This window comes from Streptomyces roseifaciens, from assembly GCF_001445655.1.
GTDB lineage: Bacteria > Actinomycetota > Actinomycetes > Streptomycetales > Streptomycetaceae > Streptomyces > Streptomyces aureoversilis.
In genome coordinates, this window is record NZ_LNBE01000002.1 from 920,295 (window position 1) to 937,475 (window position 17,181).

10 protein-coding genes and 2 pseudogenes are annotated in these 17,181 nt (G+C 68.3%); 7 read left to right on the plus strand and 5 right to left on the minus strand.

What is annotated here, in order from left to right:
* Positions 1–117 precede the first annotated feature (117 nt).
* The gene (locus AS857_RS05485) at positions 118–7,578 is read right to left on the minus strand and encodes a type I polyketide synthase (RefSeq protein WP_058041947.1); all 7,461 of its coding nucleotides are present in this window, start codon (positions 7,576–7,578) and stop codon (positions 118–120) included.
* Positions 7,579–7,733: 155 nt separating this feature from the next.
* Between AS857_RS05485 and AS857_RS39805 the strand changes: the two are divergent.
* From AS857_RS39805 to AS857_RS41045, 3 genes and pseudogenes are all read left to right on the plus strand, one after another.
* A pseudogene (locus tag AS857_RS39805) lies at positions 7,734–8,194 on the plus strand (transposase); the annotation flags it as partial.
* A gap of 316 nt (positions 8,195–8,510) precedes the next feature.
* On the plus strand, positions 8,511–9,659 hold the full coding sequence (locus AS857_RS37210) for an SDR family oxidoreductase (protein WP_160330185.1): 1,149 nt from the start codon (positions 8,511–8,513) through the stop codon (positions 9,657–9,659).
* A gap of 399 nt (positions 9,660–10,058) precedes the next feature.
* A complete protein-coding gene (locus AS857_RS41045; protein ID WP_058041949.1) occupies positions 10,059–10,262 on the plus strand; it encodes a hypothetical protein in 204 nt (67 codons plus the stop codon).
* A 376-nt stretch (positions 10,263–10,638) separates the two neighbouring features.
* On the opposite strand, the pseudogene AS857_RS41050 reads toward AS857_RS41045, so the two are convergent.
* The 3 genes and pseudogenes from AS857_RS41050 to AS857_RS05510 all read right to left on the minus strand — a co-directional run.
* A pseudogene (locus AS857_RS41050) lies at positions 10,639–10,838 on the minus strand (alpha/beta hydrolase); the annotation flags it as partial.
* Positions 10,838–11,305 carry a hypothetical protein gene (locus AS857_RS05505; protein WP_058041950.1) on the minus strand — a complete coding sequence of 156 codons (468 nt, stop codon included), beginning with the start codon at positions 11,303–11,305 and terminating at the stop codon, positions 10,838–10,840. The gene AS857_RS05505 and the pseudogene AS857_RS41050, both read right to left, overlap by 1 nt.
* Positions 11,302–11,787 carry a MarR family winged helix-turn-helix transcriptional regulator gene (locus tag AS857_RS05510; protein WP_058041951.1) on the minus strand — a complete coding sequence of 162 codons (486 nt, stop codon included), beginning with the start codon at positions 11,785–11,787 and terminating at the stop codon, positions 11,302–11,304. Before AS857_RS05510 ends, AS857_RS05505 begins: the two co-directional genes overlap by 4 nt.
* A gap of 781 nt (positions 11,788–12,568) precedes the next feature.
* Between AS857_RS05510 and AS857_RS05515 the strand changes: the two genes are divergently transcribed.
* The 3 genes from AS857_RS05515 (at position 12,569) to AS857_RS39810 (ending at position 15,493) form a co-directional block, all read left to right on the plus strand.
* Positions 12,569–13,438 carry a helix-turn-helix transcriptional regulator gene (locus AS857_RS05515; RefSeq protein WP_245699593.1) on the plus strand — a complete coding sequence of 290 codons (870 nt, stop codon included), beginning with the start codon at positions 12,569–12,571 and terminating at the stop codon, positions 13,436–13,438.
* A gap of 283 nt (positions 13,439–13,721) precedes the next feature.
* Positions 13,722–14,600, plus strand: coding sequence for a homogentisate 1,2-dioxygenase (locus AS857_RS05520; protein ID WP_245699594.1), 879 nt, complete (start codon positions 13,722–13,724; stop codon positions 14,598–14,600).
* 125 nt (positions 14,601–14,725) lie between these two features.
* A complete protein-coding gene (locus AS857_RS39810; RefSeq protein ID WP_063804184.1) occupies positions 14,726–15,493 on the plus strand; it encodes a glycine-rich domain-containing protein in 768 nt (255 codons plus the stop codon).
* 374 nt (positions 15,494–15,867) lie between these two features.
* Here AS857_RS39810 and AS857_RS05530 read toward each other — a convergent pair whose 3' ends face one another.
* On the minus strand, positions 15,868–16,239 hold the full coding sequence (locus tag AS857_RS05530; protein ID WP_058041954.1) for a winged helix-turn-helix transcriptional regulator: 372 nt from the start codon (positions 16,237–16,239) through the stop codon (positions 15,868–15,870).
* 92 nt (positions 16,240–16,331) lie between these two features.
* Between AS857_RS05530 and AS857_RS05535 the strand changes: the two genes are divergently transcribed.
* Positions 16,332–17,171 (plus strand): SDR family oxidoreductase, encoded by an 840-nt coding sequence (locus tag AS857_RS05535; RefSeq protein ID WP_058041955.1) that lies wholly within the window; start codon positions 16,332–16,334, stop codon positions 17,169–17,171.
* The last annotated feature ends 10 nt before the right edge of the window (positions 17,172–17,181 follow it).

A 17,181-nucleotide genomic window follows, 5' to 3' on the forward strand; every position in this document is an offset into this window, starting at 1 on the left:
TATGAAAAATGCTCTCCGCTCGTGAGTGCGGCGCCTGGCTACGGCGGGTCGACAAGGCGCATGCTGGCAAAATGAGTGAAGAGCTGGTTCGGCGGCGTCGACGGGCTCCGTCAGCTATTAGGGGTAGGACGGGTTTTGGTGATTTTTCGACCGCACCCCGGCTCCTGCATCGGCGCGGCTGCCGAGTCCGAGTCGTACCTGGATGATTTGGGCGAATCCGGAGATGGTTCCACCGCTGCCGAGAACCTCCATCGGAGGAATCTCGACGTCATAATGATGGTGCAAGGCCGCCAGGAGCTGGGTGCTCATGAGGGAGTCCATGCCGAGGGCATCGAGCCGTTGATGGGCTTCGAGATCATCGGGGTTCATATGGAGCGTCTCGGCGATCATCCGGGTCAGCTCTTCGACGAGGTGAGCGAACGCAGCCTCCACTGGCATTCCCCGGAGGCTCTGCAGAACCTCTTCCCGACTGGGGGTGCCCTCGCGAGTGGGCGCCGGAATCAGGCCGCGCAACCGAGGTCGGGCAGTCTGTGGCAGCACCGCAGTTCGGGACCATCGGTAACGGCCCGCACCGGCGACTGCGTAATCCCGGGTCAACAGTCGCTCGGCCGTGGCGAACGCGTCGCACGGCGCCAGCAGGTCGATCCCGAGGCCGGCCAGAGCCTCGGTCATCCCGGTGCGCGCGACATAGCCGGTGCCCGCCACCGCACCCCACGCCAAGGCGAGCCCGGGAAAGCCGTCCTGGCGGCGAATCCGGGCGAGGGCCTCCAAGTAGAGGTTGCCGCCACAGTAGGGGGCCTGCTTGATGTTGCCGAGCATTGCGGAGCCGGAGGAGTAGAGCAAGAAGAGGTCGCACTCCCGGCCGCGGGTGAGGACGTCCAGGACTGATGCCCCGGTCATCTTGGGGGCCAGTACCGCGGCGATCCGTTCCTGGTCGAGTTCGACGAGCGGGGCGTCATCGAGGTCCATGGCCGCGTGGACCACGCCGCGTAGCGGGAAGCCGCTGCGGTCGATCTCGGCCACCAGGGCGTGCATCGACTGTGCGTCGGTGACGTCGACGGCATGTGCGGTGGCATGCACGCCACGTTCGGCCAGGGCGGCGAGTAGCGGGGCCGCTTCAGGGGCGTCCATCCCGCGACGGCTGACCAAGGCCAGGTGTCGCGCGCCGCAGTGGGCGAGCCAGGAAGCGGTGGTGGCGCCGAATCCACCGGTCCCGCCGGTGATGAGATAGGTGCCTGTGGTGTCCAGACGGAGCCCGACCGGGGCGGGTTCCACCAGCGGTGACTCGTCGAGCGCGTCGAAGGTGACAACGACCTTGCCAATGTGGCGAGAATGCTGCAGAAGCTGGAGTGCTTCATGGACCCGGGCGGCGGGGAACACCGTGTGCGGCAACCCGCGGTAGTCGCCCTGCATCTGCTGGATTACCTCGGCGGAGAGTTGCTTGCAGAAACCCGGGTCATTGAGCAGAGGGGAGATGTCCATCCCGAAGAAGGCGATGTTGTTGTTGAACGGGTGCAGAGACAGCGGCTTGTTCTCGTAAATATCACGCTTACCCAGCTCGATGAACCGCCCGCCGGGTCGCAGCAACTCCAGGCTGCGGGCGATGGCCTCCCCGGCAAGGGAGTTGACCACTACGTCGACGCCTTGGCCGTCGCTGATCTCACGAACCTGTTCGGCGAAGTCCAAGGTGCGGGAGTCCAGAACGTGTCCGATACCGATCGCGCGGAGGAATGCACGTTTCACACCATTGCCGGCCGTAGCGATGACTCGGGCGCCGCGCTGTTCTGCGTAGTGGAGTACAGCCAGCCCGACGGCTCCGGCTGCACCGTGAACGAGTACGGTCTCCCCGGGGCGCAGTCGCGCGAGATGTCCCAGTCCATAGTGTGCGGTGATGAAGGCCACCGGCACCGTCGCGGCTTCACAGAAGCTCATATGGTCCGGGAGCGGCATCAGACTGTGGGTCTTGGCGACAGTGTGCGAGGCGAGCGCAGCGGATGCCACGCCGAGCACCCGGTCGCCCGGGGCGAAGGCCGTCACACCAGAGCCGCAGGCGGTAACGATTCCCGCGCACTCGATGCCGGGCCCCTTCTCGGAGGGTGTGCCCTCAATCATCTCAGTCGGCAGCAGCCCCGTGCACTGCATGACGTCGCGGAAATTGAGGCCGACCGCGCGGACTTCCAGTGCTACTTCACCGGGTCCGGGCTGGGGAGTTTCGATCTGCTGCCAGGAGAGCCCGTAGGACAGTCCCGGGGTGTGCACGCGCAGACCGAAGGGCAAGGACCGTGGCCGGAGCCGGAGTGCGTCGGCCGCTTGTCGCTCACGGGGGACGAAACGATCACGGGCGGTGAGGACGACCTCGTCCTCGTCGTCCGGCTCGAGCAGTTCGTGGACCAGCCGGTCGGCATCGGCCGCAGGATCTCCGGTGCGGTGCAGCATGATCCGGCGGGCATCCAGATCGGGATGTTCGTTGGCCAGGGTTCGGGCTGCCCCCCAACTGGCGGCGGGAGAAGTATCGGTTACCCGTTCGAGCGTGGGAACGCCGCAGTGTGGATGGGTGACCAGTCGCAGGCGGACGGGACAGGTGCCGCCCAGCCGTCGGAAGGCTGTGGCCAAGGAGCTCAAGGCCGCGGTCTGCCGGGCTGTATGGGCGGTTTGAGCGGCGGGATCGGAGTCGTCAGCAGCGGCGAGCAGCAGCACGACTGTGAGCGGCTGAGGCGCCGTTTGGGAGAGCAGACGCTCCCATTCGTCGGCGGAGGTGCTGATGACACCGGAGCGAAGACGTAGGCAACCGCGCTCGGTCAGAGAGGTCCTGAGCGCCCGCTCCAGAGGCTCGTCGTGCTGCCCGTCAGTCAGCACAAGGAAGGCAGAATCCGGGCTGGTGGACGGTTCGACAGGCATGGCGATGTCGTGGGCGGGAAGCCTGGCCAGAAACAAGGAGTGCCACTCGCGACACGGGTCCTGGGCGTCGCCAGACTGGACGATCCCGGTGAAGCCGCACCGGCGCAGCAGCGCGGGCCACTGATCCCGGGCCGGCAGGTCGGCGAGGTCGGAGGGGGCGTGCAGGAGTGCCAGGAGCTCCGTGTCATGTGGGGTACAGCCCAGGAAGTGCCCTCCCGGTCCCAGCAGCGTGACCAGGCGGCGCAGCGTTGGCTCAGGGTCGTGACTCGCGAAGAGGCTGTCACCGGCCACGATCAGGTCGAAGCTGTGCGGGGTAAAGCCCTGACCGGCCGGATCAGCGCCTGGGGTGAGGGTTCGGTAGTCCAGGAAATCGTAGGTCGCGAACCGTGCCTGGGCCGCGGGGAGGCTGGACGCGGTGAAGTCTGTGTAGCAGTACCGTGTCCGCTCGGGAGGCAGCACCGGAAGCAGTGCTGCGGTCAAACTTCCGCTGCCGGCGCCGACTTCGAGTACCCGCAGGCTCCGGTCGACGGGCCACGCGGCCACCATCTGGGTCAGCAGGGCGCGGGCGATACGGTGTCGCAGCCTGTGCGGGGGAAGTGCCTCGGCGAGCTGCTCGACCGCGTACGCACTGCCGTCCGCTTGATCCAGCGAGCGAGCCCAGTAGCGCGGTGCCTGGGCAGCCAAGGCGAGCGCGGTGCTGCAGGTGGGTTCGGCAGTCAGGCATCGGCGGGCCGCGTCGGTGACACCGAATGCATCGGCGGTAAGTTGCCAGGTGCCGTCGTCAAGCAATTTCGCCGCATTGTGCCGCTGCAGGAGCGGGAGCAGGTGAGTGGCCCAGCGGCGGTGGGCGGGGGGCAATCCGTTTGCCTCGAGGGACTCGATGGTGAAGGGACTGGTCGGGTGCGGAAGCAATGCCGCAAGAGCGTTGGCGTGGCGGAAGGAGGCGAACTCCTTGAGTGCGGCGATCGCTTGGGGCATGTGGGCATTCCGCTGGTCACTGCGGGCCCGGTCGATCTCCGGCTGGGCAGCAGTGAGCAGGGCATGTGGTGAGGGCAGGGGGGAGACAGCGCAATGCTGGGTGAGTCGTGGAGCGGCGCGCAGCACCGTGTGGTGGACAGTGATGTCGGTGCCGCGCGTGCTGGCCAGCCGGCGCAGGCGGCACCCGTCGATCTGAGCCGTAACAGTGCCCTGGTCATCGGTAAGGGTGAGGTCCCAGCACACTTCGCTATCGGTGCGGGAGCGTTCCAGGACACGGATGGTTCCGGTGCACGCTGCCGGGCCCCACAAACGGACGCTGCCGATGCTGGCGGGCAGGTAGAGCTGGCCGGCGTCCAGACGTTCGGCGAGCAGTTGTACTCCTGCTTGCAGGGCACCGTCGAGCAGGGCGGGGTGGATGACGTACGGATCGGCTGGGGCCGGGTGGTGGTAGGTGGCCAGGACCTCGCCGTCGCCGATGTGCAGTTCGTCGAGCACGCGGAAGGCGGGGCCGTATTCCAAACCAATGGCCGCCCGCTCCCTGTAGTAGTCGTCGGCGGTCAGTGAACGGGGGCAGCGCAGCTTCAGGGCTTCCAGGTCGAGGGGGGCCGGGCGCGGGCTGGTGAGGGAGCGCACACAGGCTGTGGCGTGGGTGCGCGAAGCGCTGCCGTGCTCGTCGGTACTGGCGATGGTGACCGTGCCGTCCTCGGGGCGCAGCGCGAGCTGAAGGCGGAACGCTGTGGGGTCCTGCCAGTCGACGGCCAGTCCGCTGCTGATCCGGACGTGGTTGACCTGGACCGGTGCGCCCAGCGCGATGCGCCCCGCAGCCAAGGCCATCTCCACATAGCCGGTGGCGGGCATGAGGGCGGATCCCTGGATGCGGTGATCAGTCAGCCAAGGGACCAGGACGGGCTCGATGGCGCCGAGCCAGACGGGATGCGGGGCCGGCAGGCGTTCGCCGAGCAGTGGGTGGTCGAGGAGTCCGCTGCCGCTGCTTTTGGTCCAGGACTGCGGTGTCCCCACCCAGTGGCGGCGGCGCTGCCACGGGTAGGCGGGCAGGTCGGTGATGAGGCCCGGACGCGGAAAGAAGTGTTCCGTCTCTACCGGGGCCCCGGCGGCAAGCAGACCGGCAAGGGTGTGGCGCAGTGCACCCGGCCCGTCGCCGTCCCGCCGCAGGGTGGCCAGCACCGCGACCAGGCCCTGGCGGTCAGCGGAGGCGGCCCGGCGCAGGTACGTGCGCAGCACCGGGTGAGGGCCGATTTCGAGGAAGATATCGGCCCCGTCGGCGCGGGCGAGCTCGACGGCTGTGGCGAAGCGGACCGGACGGCGGATGTTCTGCCACCAGTAGGAGGCGTCGAGTTCGGTCCCGAGCAACAGGGTGCCGGTGACGGTTGAGTAGAAAGGGGTAGAAGCGCGGACGGGTGCCAGATCGGTCAGCGCCTGGCGGATCGGCTCCTCACCGGGATCCATCGCGGCGCTGTGGAATGCATAGTCCAAGTCCAGCTCTCGGAAGAACGCCCCGCGCTGCTGCAGATCCCGGCCGAGGGCGGCCACCTGATCGGCGGGCCCGGCCACAGTGACGTCCTGGGCACTGTTGATCCCCGCGATCTCCAGTCCCGCCCCGCAGGCAGCAAGGATGCTTTCGGCCTCCCGCGGGCCCATGCCGACTGCGGCCATGCGGCCATTGCCAGTCAAGGGGGCCTGGGCTGCGGAACGCTCGGCGATCACTTGGGCGGCTTGGTCCAGGGTCAGGGCACCACTGGTGTAGGCTGCCGCGACCTCCCCGACGCTGTGCCCGAGCACCACGGCCGGTGCCACTCCGAGCGAGCGCAGGGCCGCCACGATGCCCACCTGCACGGTGAACAGCAGGGGCTGGGCGACCTCAGTTGCAGCCAACCGCCACTGCGCGGGCGGAAGGGCCAGTGTGCGGGCCACGGACCAGCCCAAGCGCGGGACGAGTGCGGCGTCGACCTCGTCAACTGCGCGGCGGAAGACCGGGACGTGGGCGTACAGGTCGGCTCCCATGCCCGCCCACTGGGACCCATTCCCCGAGAAGACGAAGGCCACCCGCCCGTGAGCAACCGCCTGCATGCTTGCCCCGGTCGCCGGCGCATGCTGATCTTGGAGCGCACCGTCCTCCGAAGCAGCGTCGGAGACAAGTGCGGACAGCTGCCGGGCGGCCTCCTGGGCACCTTGCGCGAGAACCACAGCGCGGTGCTCGTGCCGACCGCGCCGCCAAGCGGTGTAGGCGAGGTCGTAGAAGTCCCCCGCGGGCGACGCGGCGAGATGCTCGGCAAAGTTGGCAGTGGCCTCACGTAGTGCCTGCACCGAGCGGGCCGAGATGAGCACAGGCAGCGGGCGATCAGCAGAGGTGGGTGGAGTCGGCTGCCCCGACTCGGCCGGTGCGGGGGCACTGGTGAGGATGACATGGGCATTGGCTCCGCCGAAGCCGAAGGAATTCACCCCCACCACCGGCCGCGCACAGCTCGGCAGCGCTCGCTTTCGGTGCACTGGCACCAGGCCCAGACTCGCGAAGTCGATGTCCGGGTTGACCGGCTCACCGTGCAGCGACGCCGGCACCGCGCCATGCTTGAGTACGAGAAGTGCTTTGCACAGCCCCGCCATGCCGGAGGCCGGTTCGAGGTGGCCGACATTGGTCTTCACAGAACCGATCGGCAGTTCGCCGGTGATCCGACGCACCCCCAGGGCACGGCCGATTGCTGTCGCCTCCGCCGGATCGCCCGCCAAGGTGCCGGTGCCATGTGCCTCGAAGTAGACCAGCTCGTCGGGGTGGACCCCAGCTTCGGCATAGGCCCGGCGTAGTAGCTCCTCCTGAGCCTGAGCATTGGGCAATGCCAGCCCAGTTGTGTGCCCGTCGCAGTTGGTTGCACTGCCCAGGATCACCGCATGGATTCGGTCGCCGTCCGCAAGAGCGTCGGGCAAGGGCTTGAGCAGTACCATGCCACCGCCTTCGGCTCGCACGAACCCGTCGGCGTCCGCCGAGAAGGCCGCGCACCGCCCTCGCCGGGACAACATCGATGCCTGCGAGAAACCGATGTAGTGCAGGGGGTTGATGAGGAGGTTGGCTCCACCACACAGCACGGCGCGGCTGGTGCCCGCCCACAGCGTCCGGCAGGCCCGGTCCAGCGCCACCAGAGCCGACGAGCACGCGGTGTCGATCACCATGCTTGGGCCACGCAGATCGAACGCATGGGAGATTCGGTTGGCCGCAATCGAGGAGGCCGCCCCGGACATGGTGTAGGCGCCTACCTTGCGCGGATCCTGTAGCGCGAGGTAGGAGGCATCGGAGATCCCGACGTACACCGCCGTGTCAGAGCCGGCAAGGACTGCCGGACGGATGGCTGCATCGTCCAGCGCCTCGGCGGCCAGTTCAAGCAGCAGCCTGTGCTGCGGGTCGATGTAGTCAGCCTCTTTGGGCGAGATGCCGAAGTACCCGGCGTCGAACCCGGCGATTTCCTTGAGGAACCCCCCGGCCTCGGTATAGCTCTTGCCCGTTCGCGGCCCTGCGATGTCGACGAAGCGCTCGGAGTCGAACCTGTCCGGCGGCACCTGCGAGACCAGATCGCGGCCGTCGTCCAGTGCTCCCCAGAGCTGGTGGAGGTTGTCGATCCCACGCGGCAGGCGACAGGCAACTCCCACGATCGCAATGGCCCGCTCGGTCGCGGTCTCCTCGGTCTGCTGCATGCACACGGCCTTCCAGTCGCCGGAGTAACCCGTCGCATCCGGGCCCGTACCTTGCCATCAGGCCCGCTCACGCTGTCGAGCGGTGTTTCCTCGTAAAGAAGCTTGTAAGGTCATTACAGCTCATCTCATTTGGTTTGATTGCTAGTCTGACCACCGTGTTGACGCTGGTGAATCGCTTGGTCCCGGACGAGTTGTGGGAGCTGTTCGAGCAGGTGGTGCCGCCTGCCCCGGTCCGCCGGCAGGGCGGGGGTCGCCGGCGGTACGGCAACCGCGAGGTGCTGGCGGCGATCGTGTTCGTCGCGACGACTGGCTGCGCCTGGCAGCAGTTGCCTCTTGTTTTCGGACCTTCCGGCCCGACCGCGCATCGGCGCTTCATCGAGTGGAGCGAAGCCCGAGTGTGGGCGAAGCTGCGCCGCCTCGTCCTGGATGAGCCCGGCGCCCGGGCTGACCTTGACTGGTCGCGGTGCGCGATTGAATCGGTGCACATGTGCGCGATGAGAAGGGGGAGTTCACGGGCTTGAGTCCCGTCGGCTCGGGCAAGTGCGACTCGGAGGACCACTTGATCGCTGAGCGCGCCGGATTGCCTCTTGCCCTGGGCGTCTCCAACGCCAACCTTCAGAAGCCCTCTGATCGTCTGGGGCGGCACCGCTGGGCCGTTGAGTTGCGCGGCGTCGCACGGCTCGACTGCCGCGGACCCTGCGGCTGCTTGGAGGGCGAAGCCGATACCTCCTCGCCTCCTCAGGCGTCGTCGCAGCCCTCAGTCCCTATTGCCGGACCGCCAAATGAGATGAGCTCTCAATGGGAACGCCGATGGGGTTCACTCAAATGGTTGATTCGGGTGCTGGAGAACGCCTCCGTCCACGTACGGTGGCCGAAGCGTTCCAACTGCTGTGATGTGAGCCGTCTCGTCCGTCCTCTTGAAGGTGTTCACCGTGTCCGTGCTGCTCACCGGTGCTACGGGTTTTACTGGCAGTCGTCTTTTGCGCAGGCTTCTCATGACGGAGAGCGATGATCCGATTATCGTTCTGGGTAGGGATGTTCCGACCCGGTTACGCCAACGCATCGTAGCCGCGGTCGAATGGGTCGGTTCAGGAAATGTGCTGGCGCCGAATGCGTTTTCTCGATTGCGTTGCCTGCAGGCAGATCTCACCCGTCCCGACCTGGGTCTGAGCCCACAGCAGCGTTCCGAGATCACCCTCGGCGTGACCGCGGTGTGGCACTGTGCGGCTGCATTGTCCCTCCATCGCGGGCCCGCCCCGCTCTACCAGACCAACGTCATGGGCACGCGTCGGATCCTTCAACTGGCCGATCTGGCGCCTGAAGCGCATCTGATCCACATCAGCACTGCGTACGTGGCTGGCGGTCGGCGCACTGGGTGCATCCTCGAAAGCGACCTGAGCGAAGCGTCAGGATTCCAGACCCCGTATGAGGAAAGTAAATACACGGCTGAGCGAATGGTCCACCAATGGGCGAGCAGCAGAGACCGGCGGGTGACCATCGTGCGGCCCGCCCTGCTGATTGATGACCAGGCCGTGCCTGCTGGACTACCGGACCAACCCATCGGTGTCCTGGCCCGTTTCCTTGAGACGCTGCTGCGGCAACGGAATTCACCACATACCCACGCCGGCACCCCGGCGTCTGACGTGAAATCTGTGCATTCCTCCTCCGGTGCGTTGTGGCTACGAGTGGCCGGTGACGTCGAGGGCAGATTGAATCTGCTCCAAGTTGACTATGCGGTCGAGGCAATGATCCGAGCCGCGGATGTCCCCGGCGGCCCTGGTGTGCGAACGGTGCACGTCACCCATCCACACAACACCACCTTCGAGATCCTTGCTCAAGGCCTGGAGGCTGGTTGTCCAGGGTTGAAGATCAATTTCGTCCCGGAGCTCGCCAATCCGACTTCTTTGGAGTCCTACGTGGCAGAGGAGTTCGGCCACCTGCTGGGATTTGGTGCTCATCGACGTACCTACGACCGTACGAACTTCCTGAGTCTGGTCGAAGGACTACCGGATCCGCAGCCGATCGACGCGGCCTATCTGGCCCGGGCGCTCCCCGATTTCGACGATATTCTCCTTCCGTAGAGAGTGTCTTCCAGCCTGGCACGGGCGGGTAAGCGAGTGATCGTTCTGCGGCCTGGCGCCAGTGCTTGGTGAGTCCGTTGGCGCTATGCGATGGTGTTGTGCATCCCCGGTACGGGCGCGTGCCCGGAGCGGCCCTGATGATCACCACCGTGAACGCAACCACAGGTGAGCCCGTGGTGCGGGACCGTGACAGCGACGTGCCATTGGTGCACGCGGTGTGGCGGGCAGCGCCTTCCCCGGGGCCGCGCCGCCGGTTGCCATCGACGGCCGACGGTATACGGACGGTGCGTTGCGCCCGGGCACCAACGCCGATCTCGCGGCCGGAGCCCGCGCGCTGGTCGTGGTCGAGTCGGTGCGCACCAGTTTCTCCGCGAGCCACTCAACCAGGAGTTGGCGGCCGTGGCGGCAGGCACCGTAGTGATCTTCAGCCCCGATCCGGCCTCGGTGCGCGCTTTCGAGAAACCGCGTCCGGTCCGTACGGTGCGCTGGGACGGGCGCGAGCCGATGAGCCTCGGAGCGGCGATCGGCGCGCTGGTCACCGAGCGGACCGTGGAGCTCCCGGCCGCCGACGCGAACACAGAGGCGGCGGGACAGCCGTACTGACCGTCAAGCCAGACGGGACGTAGTGATGCTGCCGGATCAGCCAGCGCCGGAAGGGGCTCTCGCATGATGTTGGGTTGAGGGGCCGCTTTGCTGGTCTCCAGTTGAACGATTTTGCAGATCTTCCCCGTCATACTGCCTTGTGGACAAGTCGATTCAGTCGGATCGTGTCGCGGCCGGCGGTGGAGTTGTGGTTTGCCGGAGGACTGACGCCCTGTGGGCTGACGATTCCGCTGACAGTTCCTGTGGTGTTGAGCTGTGGTCACTACCATTGGCTCATGGCTGAGCTGGAGACAGCATTCCGATCCTCCCGCCGGTACGTGAGCGCCCTGGGCGGCCCGGCAGAGCTTCACGAGCTCGACGGTGCGCAGCACGGTTTCGCGGGGTAGCGGCGCGCGCGGGCGACGGTGCCGGGCGCCGTCTTGTGCTGCCGAGGTGCCCGCCGCCGTGGCAGGCCCAGGAGGATCAGAGGACGAGCACCGCCGGCGTCTTCCGGCGTCCACAGCACACCGGGGATCTCGTCGACGGTGAAGAACTGTTCGGTGACGCCATCCGATGACGTTGGGAGGTGAAGCGCATCAGCGTTTCAAATCGTCGGTCAGCGCCGCAAGCTCCGTGTCGGCGCGCTCGGTGACCAGGGCGAGGACGCGACCGGCGGCGGCCAGGTCCTCGGCGGGTATCCCGCCCCAGATCCGGGCGGTGACGGGGGCGATCTCCGCGCCGGCGGCGGCGAGTAGCTCGCGCCCCGCGTCCGTGGGGCGAAGGTGCGTGCCGTCCGTGATGAGCAGCTGCTTGGCCAGCAGCTCGTCGAGGGTGGCACGGATGTCGGCCGGGTCGGCCTTGAGGGAGCCCTGGACCTGGGCGATGAGGTCGTCCGGCGTCCGTGGGGCGTCGGTGGTGATGGCGGCGCGTAGGGCGACATGCTGCTGGAACGTGGCGCCGTGCCGGGCCAGGACGTGTTCCAGCACGCCGCGGGCGGCGTAGTGAGCCAGGCCTAGGGCGCGAGAGTCGGCGATGGGTGCAGTGGTGGATGCGGTGGCGGTCATGGTGTTCCCCTCTGGTCGTTCGGCAGGGATGGAGTGAGAGGTGCGTCGAGCAGGGTCGTCAGCTCGTCGGTGAACGCGCGCGTCCGCGGGGCGCCGAGGCCGCCGAGTGGCTCCAGCAGCTGCTGGTGCAGTTCCTGGACCACGTCGATGGCCTGCCGCGTGACAGCCTGGCCCTGCTCGGTGAGGGCGAGCTGTACGGCGCGCGGGTCGCGGGGATCGCGGGTGCGCTCGATCAGGCCGGCCGACTCCAGGGCGCGCGCCAGCTTCGAGACGTACAGCGCTTCCAGGCCGGTGTGGTCGGCGAGGCGGCGCTGACTGGGCCGCTCACCGGTGCGCTGCATGCCGTGCAGCGATGCGACCAGCGAGTACTGCGCGTGCGTGAGGCCCAGCGGCGCCACCGCGCGATCGACCGCGACGCGCCACTTGTTGGCGAGCCGCCATACCAGGAAGCCGGGCGTGGAGCCCGGTGAAACCTTGCTCATGCCAAATAGAGTACATGGCTACTATGTCCATGGCTACTATTTTCCGGTGGATGTGACGGCGCACCCCGGTTCGGCGCAGCAACGGATCGACGGAACTCCTCCAGCGGGATCGCCTTCGCCCCGTCACATGATCAAGACTGAAGACAGGCCCTGACTCAGGGGTGATGCCATCTCGCCCGAGAGGGAATGGTTCTGGATACCGGCCCGAGTGTCGGGGGTGGCCCTCACCAGGGCGTGACGGTTCGTGGTGGTTTGCCTCCTTCGTCGTGGTCCGAAGAGCGGTGACCTTCCCGGGCAGCGGTGATCCCTGCGGCGGCGAGTCGACGGGGTTGTCTGTTTGGCGTCGTGGAGGAGGGCGCTGCTGTCCGTCGTGAGGCGCCCGCGGCGCATGTGGTCCTGACCGGCGACCGTGACGGTGTCGATGTGCGAGTGACTGGGCCGCGCGCGATGAGCCCAGCCCGTCCGGATCACAAGATCGTCGACAGGACCCGGATCTTCACGTTGATGGCGTCCATGAAGGCCGCTGGGTAGGCACGGTCGAGCGGCCGCGACTACCGCTCCGTCATGCTCTCCATCGCCAATCTGTTCGACCTCCAACAGCTGTACGGTGTGGCCCAGTTGATGCACAAGGGTGGAGATCAAGCTCAGTTCCGTGGCATGTCCCCAGGGCTGTCGACTCTGGGCTTGGGGTAGTGCGCTGTCCGGGGGCTCCGCGCCCCCTGGGCGGCATAGGGCCGGAACCAGTGGGGTTACGCTACGTATGACGGCACACGCAAACAGTTTGGCCGCGTTTCTGCGTTCGCGCTGGGAGGGGCTCAAGCCCGAGCAGGTGGGCTTGACCTCCCAGGGGCGGCGACGTACCCCGGGGCTGCGCCGGGGCGAACTCGCCATGCTCGCCGGGTTGAGCGTCGAGTATCTGGAGCGTCTTGAGCAGGGCCGGGACACCAACCCGTCCGGCGCGGTGCTCGCCGCGCTCGCCGACGCGCTCCGCCTGTCCCGTGACGAGAAGCAGCACCTCGCTCGCCTTGCCCTGAGACAGCACAGCGCCACGCTCCTGCCCGTACCACAGCCGGTCGGTGACGACCCGCGCCCCAGCGTGCGCGATCTCCTCGACCGCTTGGATCCCACCCCGGCATGCCTGCTCGGGCCGGTCTACGACGTCGTGGCATGGAACCAGTCATGGGAGACGCTGGCCACATCGCTGGGTGTGCTGGACACGGACCCGCCCAACCTCATCCGCTACCACTTCCTGCACCCCATGGCGCACCGCATTTTCGACGAGGCGTCGTGGGCGGCGACGGCGGACGAGGCGGTCGGCTGGCTACGGGCCGCCGAGCCGGACTGGGGCTCGGACGACGCGTTCCGGGCCCTGGTCGAAGACGTGCACGAGGTCCCCGGGTTCGCGTCGCGGTGGGCGGCCTACGCGGTTGCCTCCAGACTGCCGGGCGGCAAGCGCTTCTGGCATCCCGGGGCCGGGCACCTGAACATCCGGCTGGAGGTCCTCTTCGTCGGAGAGGCGAACCACTGGCTCCAGCTCTGGCTGCCCAGTGACGAGGAGACCGCAGCGGCCTTCGACTCCCTCCTGCGCCCGCAGGCGGGTCCCGTGCCCGACGCCCCAAGTGCCTCCCGGACCCCGCAAGCCGAGGCATAGCCCCCCGGACGATCGGTCCGGCACGGCTCACGGGCTGTGGCCCGGGGCGCATCGTCTCCCTGCCCGTACGGGTATCGGCAGGGCGTTCCTGCGCGGGGCCTTCGGCGTGCATCGTCGGGGCAGGGAGTCCGACGGAGCGAGAGGGAAGGGGGCCCATGGAACTCAGGCCGATGCGATCCTGGATCCACCAAAAGCACGCGGCGCCGGGGCGGGAAACCGTGCCTACGACGGGCAGTCGCTGGAGCCCACCGACCGGGCTCTTCCCGGCGGCGGCCCGCTGCGCGTGTTCCACAACCCCGCTCTGGCCATCCGGGTCAGCCGGCGCAGCGCGAACATGCCCTACTCGGTGCGCAATGTCGACGGGGACGAGCTGTACTTCGTGCACGAGGGCACCGGCACCTTCTACACGGAGTTCGGGCCGGTCCCCTACGAGCCCGGTGACTACGTCCTGGTGCCGAAGGGCGTCACGTACCGGATCCGTCCGGCCGGCCCGGTGAACTACTTCCTGGTCGTCGAGTCGGCCGAGGAGCTGGGCTTCGCCGACACCGGTGCGTTCGGCCGCCGTGCCCCCTTCGACCCCGGGCTGCTGTACGTACCGTCCCCGGAACTCGACGAGCTGGGTGACGGCCGCGACGAGGACGGCACCTGGCCGGTGCGGATCAGGATCCGGGGGGAATACGCCACCGTCGTCTTCGACGCCGATCCGATCGACGTCGAAGGGTGGTCGGGCGATCTGTTCCCGTTCAAGATGAACATCCGCGACTACCGGCCGGTCATGAGCGACCGCATCCACATCATGCCGTCCGCGTACGCCGTCTTCGCCACGTCCACGTTCATGGTGGGGAACTTCCTGCCCCGCCCCTTCGAGTCGGCGCCCGATTCGGAGCCCTTCCCGCCCTACCACCGCAACGCGGACTACGACGAGTTCACGTTCTTCCACAGCGGGACGGTTCTGGGCATGCCCATCGCCCCGGCCACCATGTCCCTCGTCCCGCAGGGTCTGCACCACGGCCTGCCCGCCCAACTCCAGGAGCGGGTGGCCAAGAACCTCAAGCCGGGCGACCGGATCGACAGCGAGGTCATCTTCGTGGACACCAAGGTGCCCCTGACCCCGACGCCGGAGGCCGAGGCGGCGGAGCAGCGCACGGTCGAGGGCGCCTGATGGCCCGGGCGTTCTCGACCGGGTGAAAGCCATCGCTCTCACGGGGGATCAGGTCTGTAGGGATGCCCGCCGGCACGGCATCGTCAAGCCGGAGGCTTAGCAGAAAGAAGGAAGGGATGCATATCGTGACCAGGATCCACAGGGCCGCCGTGATCGGCGGACCTGTTCTCGCGCTCGTCCTGGGCAGCGTGGTGGCCCCGGGCGCCGCCGCGCAGCCGTCGGTGACCTACTGCGCCAAAGGGACCACCGCGTACAGCACGCCCGGCGACTACAGCTGCATCCTGCCCGCCGGCACCCGCGATCACGAGCTGTTCTACATCGGGGCCGGTGGCGGCGGCGGAGGCGGCGCGGGCGGGGTGTACGACGGCCCTGGGGGGTACGGAGGCGGAGGCGGGGGAGCCGGGGGCGACGCTGACTGCGCGATCACCGGCGGGAGCGGAAACAGGATCGAGATCCTCGTGGGCCGGGGCGGCGCCGGCGGGGACGGCGGAAGCAGCGGTCGTAGCGGTGCGAACGGCAAGAGAGGGGGAGTCACCGGCGTCCAGTCCTACCAGGTCGCCCCGAACGGCAGCAGCGTCCAACTCCGGGGACAGGTAAGCGGCAAGGGAGGCGGAGGCGGCCAGGGGGGACAGCGCGCCGGTGGAGACCATGGTTCCGGCGGGCGCAGCGGAGGCTGCGGCAACCTCGCTCCTGGCCCCGACGGACGCAACGGCTCAGGTGCCCACGGCAGCGAGGGCGGACTGGGCCGACCCGGCACCCAAGCGAACCGCAGGGATGACAGGTGCCCCCGTGCCGGGAACGGCGGCGGTGGCGGTGGCGGCGGCAGCTGGGGAGGACACGGGTACGCCGGCGGCCGGGGCAGCAACGGCTGCATCCTGCTGACCGTGCACTGACTTGTTCTTTATGGTCTGAGTCGGTCGCGTTCGGCGATGTTCTCGGAGCGTCTACGCAAGCGGCGGCGGCGCCCAAGCCCCTGCCCGCCCCTTCGCCACCCGAGGCGACCCACCTCTGCCTCGCCGCCCCCACGCCAGAAGGCGGCGGGGATCCCGGCGCAGAGCGTAGGGTCATTGTGGACGAGTGCGCCAACACCCCTCAGCAGTGGTGGACGGTGGAGCAGGCCTGACCGCTCGGTCCGGTGGCGCACCCGCCATGCGCCGCCGGAGCACGCTGTGGCGCGCTCCGTACTCCCGCTCGGACCAGACCAGGTCCTCGGGCCGTAGGGTGCTCGGTCACGATGGATGCGCCTTCGTGGCCGGCCACTACCACGCTATCCGGTGTCGCGCGGCGACAGCCGCCGTGTAATCCGGTCGAACAGCTCCTCCAGCGGCTCGCCGATGTCCCGCCCGAACTCGGTCAGCCCGTAGGTGACCTGGGGCGGCGTCGTCGGCTCGACCTCCCGCCAGACCAGGCCGTCCTGGACCAGTGCGCGCAGCGTCTGGGCGAGCATCTTCTCGCTGATGCCCCGGATGCTCTCGCGCAGTTCGTAGAACCGCAGGTCGTTGCTCCGCAAGGAGATCAACACCCAGACCCCCCACCTGCTGGTCACATGGTCGACCACATCCCGCGCGGGGCAGTCGGTGTGAAACACGTCATACCGCTCTCCCGCCTCGGGCCGTCTGGGCTGCGCGCTTCCCGTCACGTGGGGAGCTTACCTCTAGGTATGTCCTTACTAGAAGTTAGCCCGGTCCCTAGCGTGAAGGTCACCGAGGACGTCGGAACAAGGAGCTGATCATGATCGTGGTGACCGGGGCTACCGGGAATGTGGGACGGCCGTTGACGCGGGCGCTGGCCAAGGCGGGCCAGCAGGTGACGGCGGTTTCACGGCACGCGGCGGCGGTGCCGAACGGTGTCCACCATGTGGCGGCCGACCTGGCCGAGCCGACCAGCCTCGAGCCCGTGCTGGCCGGGGCGAAGGCACTGTTCGTGCTGCTGCCTGGTGACATGCACGCCGCCGGGGCCAGCCCGGCCTTCATCATCGGTGAAGCTGCGGCCAGCGGAGTTCGCCGGATCGTCCTGCTCTCCTCGCAGGGCGTGGCGACCAGGCCCTTCGGTCCGACGCGGATCGCCCTGCGCGCGGTGGAGGACGTGTTGCGGGAGTCCGGTCTCGAGTGGGCCATCCTGCGGCCGGGCGGCTTCGCTTCCAACGCCCTGTGGTGGGCCGAGTCCGTCCGCGCACAGCGGGTCGTCGCCGCTCCCTTCGGCGACGTCGGGGTGCCGATCATCGACCCGGCGGACATCGCCGAGGTCGCGGCGGCCTGCCTGCTGGATGACCGGCACGCCGGCGGCGTGTACGAGCTGACCGGCCCGGAGGTCATCACGCCGCGCCGGCAGGCGGAGGCCATCGCCGCCGCGCTGGGCTCGCCAGTGCGGTTTCACGACCTGACCCGCGACGAGGCCAAGACCGCCATGGCCCGGAGCATGCCGGCGGAGCTCGCCGAGGACACCCTGGACATCCTCGGTTCCCCGAGCCCGGCCGAGCTGCGCGTCAGCCCGGACGTCCAACGGGTCCTCGGCCGTTCCCCGCGCCCGTTCGCCGACTGGGCCGCCCGCAATATCGCCGCGTTCCGCTGAGACCGGTCGG